Raw genomic sequence first — 13,229 nt, forward strand, 5'->3', positions numbered from 1 at the left:
CACCGCCTGGCTACGCCACCGTAGGTTGTTACCGATGGGTAACTGTAAGAATGGAGCCATGACTTTAGCCGACTCCTTTCCTGCCCCCGTTGTTCTGTGGTCCAAGCCTGAGGAAGCCAGGGCCGGCAAGCCACTGCTCGTCCTGCTGCACGGCTACGGCGCGAACGAGCAGGACCTCCTCAGCCTGGCTGAGATGCTGCCGGACGACTTCGCGGTGGCATCGGTCCGCGCACCCATCGCCATGGGGCCGGGCTTTTCCTGGTTCCCGCTGACCGGCTCGATCGAATACTCCGTCGACGCCGTCAAGGCTGCGTCAGCGTACGTCCTGGACTGGCTGGACACGGTCAAGGCCAACCACCCGTCGGTCACCCTTCTTGGGTTCTCGATGGGCATGGCCATGGCCACGACGCTGCTCCGGCAGCGGCCCGCTGACTTTGCCGCCGTCGTCGGCCTTTCAGGTTTTGTGGTCAATGCGGAGTCCGACGGCGAGTTCCGCGACGCCGAACTGGACGGAACGGTGCCGCTGTTCTGGGGCCGGGACCAGCAGGACCCGGTCATCACGCCGGACAAGATCGAATACACGATGGGCTGGGTTCGCAAGCACGTAAAGCTGACCAAGGTCCTTTACACCGGCATGTGGCACGGCATCAATGCCCAGGAGGTCGGGCACGTGTCCGAGTTCCTCACCCACGAGGTGCTGAACAAGTAGGCCCTCCTGCAGCAAAAGCTTTTACGCCTGGGGAGCGCTGACCCGGACGGTCTGGCCGTTCACGGTGACCGTGTCCCCGTTGTGAAGCTGCCGGCCGCGCCGGTCATCGATCTCACCGTTGACTTTGACCAGGCCGTTCTTGATCAGCTCCGTTGCCTCCACGCCGTCCTCCACGAGGTTGGCGAGCTTCAGGAGCTGGCCCAGGCGGATCATGGTGTCGCGGATGGGGATCTCTTCGATTTCCGGGTTGCTCATACCAGTAATAATGCCTGACGTAAGGTGAAACGAATGACCCATGCACCCCGGCTGCCCCTTGCCGTGGGCCTTCCGATGGCTGTGGCCTCCGGGCTTGCCATCCCCGTCCAGGGGCGCATCAACGGGGCCCTCGGTGCCCGCCTCGGGGACGGGATAGCCGCCGCCGTCGTCAGTTTCAGCACAGGGCTGATCGTGATGGTCATCGTGTCCCTGCTGGCTCCGCGCGGGCGCGCCGGCCTCGCCCAAATCCTGCCCGCCCTGCGGGAACGCCGCTTCCCGCCGTACTACGCGCTCGCCGGCGGCATCGGAGCCTTCTTCGTCTTCGCGCAGTCCTTCACGGTGGGGCTGCTGGGCATTGCCCTCTTCACCGTGGCAACCGTCACCGGACAGACACTGAGCGGCCTGCTCGTGGACCGCCTGGGCATCGGTCCGGCCGGCAAGAAGTCCGTGACCGGCATCCGCGTCATCGGCTGCATCCTCACCATCGCGGCCGTCTCCTGGGCGGTGTCGCCCCGGTTCGCCGGCGGCGGAGCGGGGGCTGCGGGCGCGGCCGGCAGTGCGGCAGCGGGCGGAGCGGCCGACCCCGCAGCGCTCCTGCTGCCGATCATCCTGCCCGTTCTCGCCGGGTTCCTGATGAGCTTCCAGCAGGCCATGAACGGCACCGCCACCGTGCACTACGGAACCCCGATCGCGGCCACCCTGGTGAACTTCATCGCCGGAACCTGCGTGCTGGGGGTTGCCTGGTCCATCAAGGTGGCCGTCGCCGGGCCGGCCAACCCGCTGCCGGGGGAGTGGTGGTACTACCTCGGCGGGCCCATGGGCTGCGTGTTCATCGGCCTCGGCGCGCTGCTGGTCCGCAGCCTCGGCGTGCTCGTGACAGGACTGGGAATGATCGCCGGGCAGCTCCTGGGGTCGCTCGGCCTGGACCTGCTGGTCCCCACGCCGGGCACCGTGGTGGAGGCGGCCACGGTTCTGGGGACCCTGCTGACCCTCGCGTCCATTGTCGTGGCCACCCTGCCCTGGCCGCGTGGTGCCTTCCGAAGATGAGCGGCGCCTTCCGGAGATGGGGGCGCGCCTTCCGGAGGCAGCTCCCGGTAGGCTAGGACTCGCAGCTTCCTGCACAGTTTTCCCTTTCACACGCCCCCGCCCGGCATCCAGCCGCGGTCCAGGGCCAGAGACACCGCGGACCGCACCCAGCGGCCCTGTAGAAATTGGAGTTCCCATGGCAGCAAAATCCGTCCTCGACCAGGTCATTTCCCTTTCCAAGCGGAGAGGTTTCGTTTTCCAGGCCGGGGAGATCTACGGAGGCTCGCGTTCCGCTTGGGACTACGGACCCCTCGGTGCCGAGCTGAAGGAAAACATCAAGCGCCAGTGGTGGCAGTCAGTCGTGCGCGGCCGCGAGGACGTAGTGGGCCTGGACTCCTCAGTGATCCTGCCCCGCCAGGTATGGGAAGCATCCGGCCACGTCGAGGTCTTCTCCGACCCCCTCGTCGAATGCCTCTCCTGCCACAAGCGCTACCGCGCCGACCACCTCGAAGAGGAATACGAGGAGAAGAAGGGCCGCCCCGCCGAGAACGGCCTCAAGGACATCGCCTGCGCCAACTGTGGAACCCGCGGCGAGTGGACAGAGCCGCAGGAATTCTCCGGCCTCCTGAAGACCTTCCTGGGCCCCGTTGCCAGCGACGAGGGCCTGCACTATCTGCGCCCCGAAACCGCCCAGGGCATCTTCGTGAACTTCAGCAACGTGCTCACCACCTCCCGGAAGAAGCCGCCCTTCGGCATTGGCCAGATCGGCAAGTCCTTCCGCAACGAGATCACCCCGGGCAACTTCATCTTCCGCACCCGTGAGTTCGAGCAGATGGAAATGGAATTCTTCGTCGAGCCGGGAACCGACGAAGAGTGGCACGAGTACTGGATGAAGGAGCGCATGGCCTGGTACACCGGCCTGGGCATCCGCGAGGAGAACCTGCGCTTCTTCGAGCACCCGCAGGACAAGCTCAGCCACTACTCCAAGGGCACCACGGACATCGAGTACCGCTTCGGTTTCCAGGGCTCTGAGTGGGGCGAGCTCGAAGGCATCGCCAACCGCACGGACTTCGACCTGTCCACGCACGCCAAGGCCTCCGGAACGGACCTCAGCTACTTCAACCAGGCCACCAACGAGCGGTACACGCCGTACGTGATCGAGCCCGCCGCCGGCCTGACCCGGTCCTTCATGGCCTTCCTCATCGACGCCTACACCGAGGATGAGGCCCCGAATGCCAAGGGCGGAGTGGACGTCCGCACCGTGCTCAAGCTTGACCCGCGGCTCGCGCCGGTCAAGGCCGCGGTGCTGCCGCTGAGCCGCAACGAGGACCTGTCCCCGAAGGCCAAGGACCTGGGCACCCAGCTGCGCAAGAACTGGAACATCGACTTCGACGACGCCGGCGCCATCGGCCGCCGCTACCGCCGCCAGGACGAGATCGGCACCCCGTTCTGCATCACGGTGGACTTCGACACGCTCGAGGACCAGGCGGTCACCATCCGTGAACGCGACACCATGAGCCAGGAACGCGTGTCCCTGGACAAGGTGGAGGGCTACCTGGCCGCACGGCTGATCGGCGCCTAGCCGTGGCGATCCAATACCGTGAATGGCGCGAGGGCGACGACCTGGCGCTGCTGGAGATCTGGGGCGACCCGGAAACCGACCAGGCGGGTCAGTTCCGCGGCACCCTCGCGCCCTCCGGCAACGCGCCGTGGCGGCGCTGCATCGTGGCCGAGGACGTCGTCGACGGCGTGGCCATCCCGGTTGCCGCCGGCGTGGTCCACGAGGCCAGCCTGCACCCGGAGCGGCTCTGGGTGTACGTCGAAGTCGCCCGCGACCACCGCCGGGCCGGGATCGGCTCCACGCTGCTCATGATGCTGCGCCGCGAGGCGGAGGGATCGCCGTCGGGCGTTACCCGGCTGCGCTGCAAGGTGGAGCCGGGTACCACCGGCGCCGCGTTCGCGGAGGCGGCCGGGCTCACCCCGATCCAGCACACCCGGCTCGTCGTGGTGGAGCCGGCGGCCCTGAAGCTGCCGGTCTTCGGCGACGGTTCCGAGGAAGCGGCGTCGGAACGCATCGAGGACCTGGCCACCGGGTCCGTGGAGCTTTCCGACGTCGTGGGCCGGTACTACTCGTCCGTCCACGGCTGGGACAGCCCGGGCGAACTGGGCATCGGCACGGTGCAGCGGCTGTTCCTGGATGAGCTCAGCGGCGCGCACGGCGCGATCGTGCTGCGCGCCCCGAAGGCCAGCGCCTTCGGGGCAGGCGTGCCGGCAAGCCGGAAGGGCAAGATCCAGGCCTTCGCGATCAGCTATGCCCAGGGCAACTCTGATCACCCCTCGGATGTGTTCCTCGGCCACGAGCCGGAGCTGGACGCCGATGAGGCAGAGGCCGCGGTCCGTGACCTGCTGGCCCTCATCGCCTACCAATACCCGGTGCTCATGGAAGTGGACGATTCAATGTCAGCGCTGCGCGCCGTCGTCGGGCCCCTGATGGAAGCGGGCAAGGCCCGCCGGCAGGGCTCCGAGACGTTCGTCGTCTCCGACTGACCCAGCCATGTAACTGACCCAACTATGTAGCAGCACAGGGCGTTCCCAGGTCTGGGAACGCCCTGTGCTGCTACGTAGTTGGGTGCGCCGTTCGGGAAGTACGACGGCGGTCCCTCGCCAGATCGGCCGCATCGAGCTTTTGGCGTTCCGCCTCCGAGATGGCGCCGCCGCCGAGGTCCGCCGGCATCCACCAGTCGCCCGGCCGCGGTGCCACGGGAAAGCCGGCGATCGCGGCGTCGATGCCAGCCTGGAGGGTCCTGCGGAGCCGCGCCGTTTCAGCCTCAGCGTCGATCCCCGTGGCCAGATGCACCGGTTCGCCGACATGCACCCGGACCGGCGCGCGCCAGACGCGGTGGAGGGGAAGGCCGTTGCCGCGGGTCAGGATCCGGTGGGCACCCCAGACGGAGACCGGAATGAGCGGCACGCCTGCCTCGGCCGCCATCCGCACGGCCCCCGTTTTGCATTCGCGGACCTTGAAGCTGCGGCTTACGCCGGCCTCGGGCATGACGGCCAGGTATTCGCCGGCGCGGAGCCTTGCCACTGCGTTGTCGTAGGCCGCAGTTCCCGAACCGCGGGGCACCACCACCTGGCCCGCTGCGCTGATGAAAGGACCCGCCAGCCAGTGGTCCGCGGCTCCCTGGTGGATCATGAACCGCAGCTGCCCGCGGTTGTGCCGCCACAGCACCAGTTCGGCAGCGGCGAAGTCCAGATATCCGAAATGGGTGATGGCGACGACGGCACCCCGGCCCGGCAGCACCGCCCTCGCCGCCGTGTCGCCACTTCGCGCTTTTTCGCCGGGCAGGTTTCGCTGCCCGGTCACGATCAGGCGGATCCGGAACAGCCACCGCAGGAACAGCCCGGTCCGGACAAGGAGGCGGTAGAAGCGGTCGCTGGCGGCTGGGGTCCAGGGCATGCGGTCCTCGGAGGCCTTCAGTGCCGCCGCGGGGGCCAGGGGATAAAGCTGCTGGTGGACTGCACGTATTCACGGTAGCCGGGGCGGCCGGACATGGCCTTCTCGGTGAGCGGCTTCCCGGTCTTGGCGGCCAGCGTCCAGATCATCAGCGCAGGGGAGAGGACGGTCAGCACGCCGGGCCAGGACTCCGCCGCGACGAGGAACAGGCCCGCCCAGACGGCGGCATCGCCGAAATAGTTGGGGTGCCGGGTGTAGCGCCACAGCCCGGTGTTCAGGACGGTTCCCTTTCGGGCCGGATCGCTTTTGAACTGCTCCAGCTGCCGGTCGCCTACGGACTCAAAAATGAACCCGATCAGCCAAACTGCCGAACCCGCCACGGCGAGAGGACCCAGCGGACCGGTGGCGAACATGCCCACCTGGATGGTCAGCGAGACGAAGAACATCACGAGGCCCTGGGGCAGGTAGACACGGCGGAGGGCGTAGGCGTTCCGGGACCCGCGTGCTCCTTTGAGCAGCGCCACGTAGCGGGGGTCCTCATGTCCGCCGCGCGCCCGGCGGCCGATGTGCGCGCCCAGCCGGATCCCCCAGATGCCCGCCAGGACCAGCAGGAGTACCCGCCTGCCGCCGTCGCCCTCCCCGGCTGAGAGGACAAAGGAGATCACCGCGACGACGACGAAACCCGGACCCCAAGCCACGTCCATCACCGAATGCCGCGCTTGGCCGACGGCCACGGCATAGGTGACGGCGAGCACCAGCACCACGCCCAGCGCCGTCCACGGCAGGCTGGCCAGAAACGCCTCCAGCGGAAACGGGCTCATGACAGTGGTCGCCTACTTCCTAGAGGACCAAGGGCAGTGCCTCGCCGGACGGGGGAATCACCCTGTCCAGGGCTGCGGCGGGCGCGGAGGATCCTGCCCCGGGAACTCCGGTCCGTTCCATGAAGGCCTTCATCAGGAACCCGGTGGCCAGCCTGTGCCACAGCCGGACCCGCCGGAACATGAAGTGCCCCGCCCCGCGGAGCGAGACGTAGCGCAGCTCCGCCGCACCCGGTGCAGCGCGCCGCGCGAACCGCAGTGAGGCCGACGGGCTCGTCCACCGGTCCTCGTTCCCGTGAACGATCAGGACTTTCCGTCCGGTGACGGCGGACGCGGGAGTGACATCATCGAGCCACGGAGCCAGCGCCACCACGGCGTCCACGTTCGGTTCGTCCGCGGCGCAGATCGCGGTGAGGCCGCCCATCGAGTGCCCCAGCAGGTAGATGGGCACGCCGGGGTGCTCCGCGCGGATCCTGGCCAGCGCCCAGCGCGCATCCTTCAGTGGGGTCATGTCCTCGCCGTTCCAGCCGCGCACGCTGTTCCGCAGGATCCACACTGCCAGGCCGTGTTTCCGGCCGGCGGCGTGCAGGTGGCGGGCGAACGGCACCATCCGCGCAGGGCTCAGGTGCCGGGCCTGGACAGGCTCGAAGCTGTGCGACTTGCCGCCGTGCAGGACCAAGGCCACGCCGCGGGTGGGACCGGACGGGGCCAGAACCGTCAGCACCGCTTCGTGGCCAGTTCGGCGTTGGTTCACTGCTGCATCCTCCGACACTTCGTGGTTCATTTACCAACCCTATGGCGGCCGCCGTAGAGTTCAAGCATGAGGTTCAACTGCTGATGGGTGCAGGTCACTCCCACGGTCACACAGGGCATTCGGAGCCAACCGCTGAAGCGATGGCTGCCCGCAGGAAAGCAAACAGGATTCTGGCCGCGGTGCTGGTTCCGCTGACACTGCTGACCCTCGCGGCCATGGCGGCGCTCTGGCCCTCGGGCAGCAAGGAAGGCCTGACCCTGGCCAACCCGTATGCCGCAGCTCCGGGCGTCACCTTCGACACAGGACGGATCCAGCGGGTGGTCACGGAGAACTGCACGCAGGCGTCAGCAACAGACTCCACAGCCCAAGGCAATACGGCCGGCGGCTCGCAGTGCACCTTCGCGTTCACCGAGCCGGACAAGGGCGGCAACCCGGTCAAGGTGGTGATCAACCCGGACATCGCCAAGTCGCACGGGGTGAAGGTGGGCGACAACATCCGCTACCTGAACCTGTCCAACGCCCAGGCTGCCGCCACCGGCGCCGATGCCCCGGCGGCCCAGGGGTCGCCGTCGTACATTTTTGTGGACTTTGTCCGCACCATGCCGATCATCCTGCTCGCCATCCTCTACGCCGTAGTGGTGGTGGCCGTGGCGCGCTGGCGCGGGCTGCGCGCCCTGATCGGCCTCGTCGGCGCCTATTTTGTCCTGGGCAGCTTCATGCTTCCCGGCCTCGTGGAGGGCAAGCCGCCGCTCCTGCTGGCCCTCGTCGGTTCCACGGTGATCATGATCGGGGTGCTCTACTTCGCGCACGGCTTCTCGGCGCGGACCTCGACGGCGCTGCTGGGCACCATTTTCGGGCTGGGCATCACCGCGCTGCTCGCGGCCTGGGCCACCGACGCGGCGAACCTCGCAGGCGTGGGAAGCCACGACGCCGCCACGCTCGTGAACATCTCGGACAACATCTCCATCTCCGGCATCATCCTGTGCGGCCTCATCATCTCGGGGCTCGGCGTGCTGAACGACGTCACCATCACGCAGTCCTCCGCGGTGTGGGAACTGTACGAACTCGCGCCCAACACGAGCGCGCGGAAGCTGTTCTCCTCGGCGATGCGGATCGGCCGCGACCACATCGCCTCCACCGTGTACACCATCGCGTTCGCCTACGCCGGCGCCGCCCTGCCCATCCTGATCATCGTGATGCTCTACAACCGTCCGCTGGGGGAGGCGTTGACCAGCGCCGAACTGTCCGAGGAGGTCATCCGCACGCTGGTCGGCTCAATCGGGCTGGTCCTGGCGATTCCGGTCACCACCCTGATCGCCGTGTTGGTGGTCAAGGCCACGGGAGTCCGGGGTGCTGGCCTGCCTGGGCAGCAGCCGCGGGGAAGGACGGCCATAACCGCCGACGACGTCGAGGACACCGGCGCGCTTGCGGCCGCCGCGGCGGTGGCTGGCCGGGAAAACGCCGACGCTGACGCGCCGCCGGCGACCCGGCGGGGACGGCGTGCCGCCCAACGGGATCAGCCGCAGCGGGATTGAGCGCCGCAGCCGGCACCCTGACGATTTGCCGGCTTTGAGACGATTTGCCCGGCTTTGAGACAATGGAGGGGTGACTGTTGTAGCTACGCCTCCCGCCCCCCGGCTGGAACTTCCGCCGCTGAAACTCGGCCCCATCACCGTGCACACCCCGGTGGTGCTCGCCCCCATGGCCGGAATCACCAACACCGCCTTCCGCAGGCTCTGCCGTGAATACGGCGGCGGGCTGTACGTGGCGGAGATGGTCACTTCCCGTGCCCTCGTGGAGCGCACGCCGGAATCGCTGCGCATCATCTCGCACGACGAGGATGAGAAAGTCCGTTCCGTCCAGCTCTACGGCGTAGACCCCGTCACTGTGGGTGCGGCCGTCCGCATGCTGGTGGAGGAGGACCGGGCGGACCACATTGACCTCAACTTCGGCTGCCCCGTACCCAAGGTCACGCGGCGCGGCGGTGGTTCGGCGCTGCCCTGGAAGATCGACCTTTTCACCTCCATCGTCCAGACCGCCGTGCGGGAGGCCTCCAAGGGCGGCATCCCCCTGACCATCAAGATGCGCAAGGGCATCGACGATGACCACCTGACGTACGTCGACGCCGGCCGGATCGCGCGCGATTCCGGTGTTGCCGCCGTCGCCCTGCACGGCCGCACAGCGGCGCAGTTCTACTCCGGCCAGGCGGACTGGTCAGCTATCGCCCGCCTGCGCGAGGCGCTGCCGGACATTCCGGTGCTGGGCAACGGCGATATCTGGTCCGCCGAGGACGCCGTCCGCATGGTCCGCGAAACCGGCATCGACGGCGTCGTCATCGGCCGCGGCTGCCAGGGCCGGCCCTGGCTGTTCGGAGACCTGCAGGCGGCGTTCGACGGCAGCGACCAGCGGCACCGGCCAGGCCTGCGCGAAGTGGCCGAGGGCGTCTACCGGCATGCCGAACTCATGGTGGAAACCTTCGGCAATGACGAATACAAGGCGCTGCGGGAAATCCGCAAGCACATGGCCTGGTACTTCAAGGGCTACGTGGTGGGCGGCGAACTGCGGGCGAAACTCGCCACAGTGCCCACACTCGAAGTGCTCCGCGAACTGCTGGACCAGCTGGACATGGACCTGCCGTATCCCGGCGTTGATTCCGAAGGGCCCCGTGGACGCGCCGGCTCGCCGAAGAAACCGGCCCTGCCCAAGGACTGGCTGATGAGCCGCCAGCTGAACGAGGACCAGTCGCGGGACATTGCCGCGGCGGAACTGGATGTGTCCGGTGGCTGAAAGCCGGCTGGCGGATGCCCGCACCACCCCGCAGGCGCTGCCGGGCTACGAAGCCCACGATTCCGCCCGATGGGTGGAGGAGCCGCCCAAGAGCACGTACCGCTCGGACTTCGAGCGTGACCGCGCCCGCGTGCTGCACTCCTCTGCGCTGCGCAGGCTCGGTGCCAAGACACAGGTGGTTGCTCCGGACACCGACGACTTTGTCCGCACCCGGCTGACGCACAGCCTTGAGGTGGCCCAGGTGGGCCGGGAACTTGGCCGCGCCCTCGGCTGCGATCCCGATGTGGTGGACACCGCCTGCCTCAGCCACGACCTCGGGCACCCGCCGTTCGGGCATAACGGGGAATCCGCGCTCAACGAGATGGCCCATGCCATCGGCGGGTTCGAGGGCAACGCCCAGACCTTGCGCCTGCTCACCCGGCTCGAGCCGAAGGTCCTCGACCCGGAGGGCAGGCCGGCCGGCCTGAACCTCACCCGGGCCAGCCTTGACGCGGCCGCGAAATACCCGTGGTCCGCCCTGGACGCCCCCGTGATCCACGGGCAGCGGACCAGCAAGTTCGGCGCCTACGAGGACGACCTGCCCATCTTTAACTGGATCCGGGAAGGCGCCCCGGAACGGCGGTCCTGCCTCGAGGCGCAGGTCATGGACCTCGCGGACGACATCTCGTACTCGGTCCACGACGTTGAGGACGCGATCGTGGCCGGCCACTTCCAGCTGCGCTGGATGGACAACCCGGACCACCGGGCACGCGTGGTGGGCTACGCCAAGCAGTGGTATCTGCCGCACAACGATCCCGCCGCCATCGACGCCGCCCTGGCACGGCTGGAAGCCGCGGACGTCTGGGTGCGCGAGGCGGACGGCAGCCGCAAGTCCATGGCGGCGCTGAAGGACATGACCAGCCAGCTCATTGGCCGCTTCTGCCAGAGCGCACTGGAAACCACCCGCGCCGTCTACGGTCCGGCGAACCTGACGCGGTACAACGCCGAGCTCATGGTTCCGGACGAGACCGTCATGGAAATTGCGGTGATGAAGGGCCTGGCCACCACCTTCGTGATGACCACGGACCACCGGCAGCCCATCTACGAACGCCAGCGCGAGGTGCTCCATGCCCTGGTCACGGCGCTGAACGCTTCTGGGGACCGCCACCTCGAGCCGATGTTCGCCGCGGACTGGCGGGAAGCTCCCGACGACGCCGCCCGGCTGCGTGTGGTCATCGACCAGGTGGCATCGCTGACGGACGGCTCCGCGCTGGCCATGTACGAACGGCTCGTGGGAAGCCTGCCGTCGCTTTGGTGACGGCCGCCATACGGCGGCTCCCGCCGCCGTGCCCGGGGACTAGGATTGCTTCGTGGCTGGGCTGATTAAACGGGAAGATATCGATGAAGTCCGCCAGCGCACGGACATCAAGGAAGTCGTCGACGGCTACGTCACGCTCAAGGGCGCCGGCCTCGGCTCCTACAAGGGCCTGTGCCCCTTCCACGACGAGCGCTCGCCGTCGTTCACCGTCCGCCCGCAGGTGGGCCGCTACCACTGCTTCGGCTGCGGCGAGGACGGCGACGTCATCTCGTTCGTGCAGAAGCTGGACCACACCTCCTTCCACGAGGCCGTGGAGAAGCTGGCCGCGCGGATCGGGTACGAGCTCCGCTACGAGGATGGCGGCACCGGACCCAGCCGCGAGGAAGTGGGCAAGCGGCAGCGGCTCCTGGACGCCCACAAAATCGCCGACGAGTTCTTCCGCGCCCAGCTGCTCACCGCCGGCGCCGCGGAAGGCCGGAAATTCCTGCAGCAGCGCGGCTTCGACCGGGCAGCCGCCGACCACTTCGGCGTCGGCTACGCACCCCAGGGCTGGGACGCGCTGCTCAAGCACCTGCGCGGGCGGGGCTTCACCGATGCCGAACTGAAGCTCACCGGGATGTTCTCCGAAGGCAACCGGGGCATCTACGACCGCTTCCGCGGCCGCCTGATCTGGCCCATCCGGGACATCGCCGGCGACACCATCGGCTTCGGCGCCCGCAAGCTGTATGAGGACGACCAGGGCCCCAAGTACCTCAACACCCCGGAAACCACGCTCTACAAGAAGTCCCAGGTGCTGTACGGGATCGACCTTGCCAAACGGAACATCGCCAAGGACCGGCAGCTGGTGGTGGTGGAAGGCTACACGGACGTGATGGCCTGCCACCTCGCAGGAATTCCGACGGCGGTGGCCACCTGCGGTACGGCGTTCGCCGCCGACCACATCAAGATTGCCCGCCGCCTGCTCTCCGACGACGGCACCGGGGGAGAGGTCATCTTCACCTTCGACGGCGACGCGGCCGGCCAGAAGGCGGCCCTGCGGGCCTTTGAGGAGGACCAGCGCTTCGTGGCCCAGACCTACGTGGCGGTCGAACCCACCGGGGCCGACCCCTGCGACCTGCGCCAGACGCGGGGGGACGCCGCCGTCCGCGACCTCATTAGTTCCCGGCGCCCGCTTTTCGAATTCGCCATCCGCGCCACCCTGCGGCGGCACAACCTGGACACCGTGGAAGGACGGGTGGCCGCGCTGCGCGAGTCCGCCCCCGTTGTGGCCCAGATCCGCGACGCCGGGCTCCGGCCCGGCTATGCCCGGGAACTGGCGGGATGGCTGGGGATGCCCATTGAGGACGTCACGCGGGCCGTGGCGGCCGCCGCGAAGCGCGGGCCGGCCGGGGCCCAGGCTTCGGGGGCGCAGGCGTCCGGCTCACAAGCCGGCGGGGCAGCCGGCCGGTCCAACGCCGCCGGATACAACCAAGCCCCGGGGAGCGGCCAGAACGTGCCCGGCGTAGCGGCGCTGCCGCCGTCGGGCGTTCTTCCGTCCTTCCACCGTCCGGATCCCCGGGACCCGGTGGCGTCCATGGAGCGGCAGGCGCTCGAGGTGGCCCTGCAGGAGCCGGCCATGCTGGGCGGGGCAGCCTGGGAGCGGTTTGCGACCGCCCGGTTCGCCACGCCTGCCTACCAGGCCATCCATGACGCCATCCGCGCCACGGCTCCCGGCTTCTCCGGGGATGCCGTGCAGTGGGTGGAGGCGCTGCGGCAGGAGGTTCCCGAACCCCTGCAGGCGTTGGTCTCGGAGCTCGCTGTGGTGCCGCTGCCGGCCCATACTGCCGAAGCGGTGCAGAAGTACTGCCGGGACATCCTCGCCAGGCTGTTCGAGCTGCAGATCACCCGTGTGAAGGCGGACAAGCTGGGGCAGCTGCAGCGGCTGGATGCCGCTGCCCACCCCGAGGCGTTCCAGCAGCTGAACCGGGAGCTCATGATGCTCGAAATGGAGCGCCGGTCGCTGCGCTCCGATGCCTAGCGTGCAGCAGCCTCGCGTGGAGCAGCGCCCGGGCCTCCCGGGCCGGGTCTTCGGTACCGGAAAGACGCCGATTTCGTTTCCGGGCAGGGTGTTTGCTAGGCTAGTACCC

The 13,229-nt window shown here is 68.4% G+C and carries 12 protein-coding genes; 8 read left to right on the forward strand and 4 right to left on the reverse strand.

Translation table 11 applies throughout. The annotated features are described in order from the left end of the window. Positions 1-58 precede the first annotated feature (58 nt). Entirely contained in the window at positions 59-709 is a 651-nt protein-coding gene (locus ARGLB_RS10620; RefSeq protein WP_003802085.1) for an alpha/beta hydrolase, read from the forward strand. A 21-nt stretch (positions 710-730) separates the two neighbouring features. Here ARGLB_RS10620 and ARGLB_RS10625 read toward each other — a convergent pair whose 3' ends face one another. Then, entirely contained in the window at positions 731-964 is a 234-nt protein-coding gene (locus tag ARGLB_RS10625) for an RNA-binding S4 domain-containing protein (protein ID WP_003802087.1), read from the reverse strand. 33 nt (positions 965-997) lie between these two features. On the opposite strand from ARGLB_RS10625, the gene ARGLB_RS10630 reads away from it, so the two are divergent. The 3 genes from ARGLB_RS10630 to ARGLB_RS10640 all read left to right on the forward strand — a co-directional run bounded on the left by ARGLB_RS10630 (position 998) and on the right by ARGLB_RS10640 (position 4,537). Continuing rightward, the gene (locus tag ARGLB_RS10630) at positions 998-2,011 is read left to right on the forward strand and encodes a DMT family transporter (RefSeq protein ID WP_003802089.1); all 1,014 of its coding nucleotides are present in this window, start codon (positions 998-1,000) and stop codon (positions 2,009-2,011) included. Between the two features lie 175 nt (positions 2,012-2,186). Further along, positions 2,187-3,572 carry a glycine--tRNA ligase gene (locus ARGLB_RS10635; protein WP_003802092.1) on the forward strand — a complete coding sequence of 462 codons (1,386 nt, stop codon included), beginning with the start codon at positions 2,187-2,189 and terminating at the stop codon, positions 3,570-3,572. A 2-nt stretch (positions 3,573-3,574) separates the two neighbouring features. Beyond that, positions 3,575-4,537: a GNAT family N-acetyltransferase gene (locus tag ARGLB_RS10640; RefSeq protein WP_003802093.1), complete on the forward strand. Its 963-nt coding sequence runs from the start codon at positions 3,575-3,577 to the stop codon at positions 4,535-4,537. 70 nt (positions 4,538-4,607) lie between these two features. Here the strand turns inward: ARGLB_RS10640 and ARGLB_RS10645 are convergent, their stop codons facing one another. The 3 genes from ARGLB_RS10645 to ARGLB_RS10655 are packed head-to-tail and all read right to left on the reverse strand — an operon-like array spanning position 4,608 to position 7,049. Then, positions 4,608-5,450 (reverse strand): lysophospholipid acyltransferase family protein, encoded by an 843-nt coding sequence (locus ARGLB_RS10645; RefSeq protein WP_003802095.1) that lies wholly within the window; start codon positions 5,448-5,450, stop codon positions 4,608-4,610. Positions 5,451-5,467: 17 nt separating this feature from the next. Continuing rightward, positions 5,468-6,268, reverse strand: coding sequence for a DUF1295 domain-containing protein (locus ARGLB_RS10650; RefSeq protein ID WP_003802098.1), 801 nt, complete (start codon positions 6,266-6,268; stop codon positions 5,468-5,470). 19 nt (positions 6,269-6,287) lie between these two features. Beyond that, positions 6,288-7,049 carry an alpha/beta hydrolase gene (locus ARGLB_RS10655; RefSeq protein WP_050934330.1) on the reverse strand — a complete coding sequence of 254 codons (762 nt, stop codon included), beginning with the start codon at positions 7,047-7,049 and terminating at the stop codon, positions 6,288-6,290. Positions 7,050-7,102: 53 nt separating this feature from the next. Between ARGLB_RS10655 and ARGLB_RS10660 the strand changes: the two genes are divergently transcribed. The 4 genes from ARGLB_RS10660 to dnaG all read left to right on the forward strand — a co-directional run bounded on the left by ARGLB_RS10660 (position 7,103) and on the right by dnaG (position 13,120). Then, positions 7,103-8,554 carry a YibE/F family protein gene (locus ARGLB_RS10660; RefSeq protein ID WP_083839636.1) on the forward strand — a complete coding sequence of 484 codons (1,452 nt, stop codon included), beginning with the start codon at positions 7,103-7,105 and terminating at the stop codon, positions 8,552-8,554. 70 nt (positions 8,555-8,624) lie between these two features. Beyond that, positions 8,625-9,806 carry a tRNA dihydrouridine synthase DusB gene (gene dusB / locus ARGLB_RS10665; RefSeq protein WP_003802103.1) on the forward strand — a complete coding sequence of 394 codons (1,182 nt, stop codon included), beginning with the start codon at positions 8,625-8,627 and terminating at the stop codon, positions 9,804-9,806. Further along, positions 9,790-11,103: a deoxyguanosinetriphosphate triphosphohydrolase gene (locus ARGLB_RS10670; protein WP_050934331.1), complete on the forward strand. Its 1,314-nt coding sequence runs from the start codon at positions 9,790-9,792 to the stop codon at positions 11,101-11,103. The genes dusB and ARGLB_RS10670 overlap by 17 nt, the downstream gene beginning before the upstream one ends. A gap of 52 nt (positions 11,104-11,155) precedes the next feature. Next, the gene (gene dnaG / locus ARGLB_RS10675) at positions 11,156-13,120 is read left to right on the forward strand and encodes a DNA primase (protein ID WP_003802108.1); all 1,965 of its coding nucleotides are present in this window, start codon (positions 11,156-11,158) and stop codon (positions 13,118-13,120) included. Positions 13,121-13,229 lie beyond the last annotated feature (109 nt).

It is taken from the genome of Arthrobacter globiformis NBRC 12137 (assembly GCF_000238915.1).
Taxonomy (GTDB): domain Bacteria; phylum Actinomycetota; class Actinomycetes; order Actinomycetales; family Micrococcaceae; genus Arthrobacter; species Arthrobacter globiformis.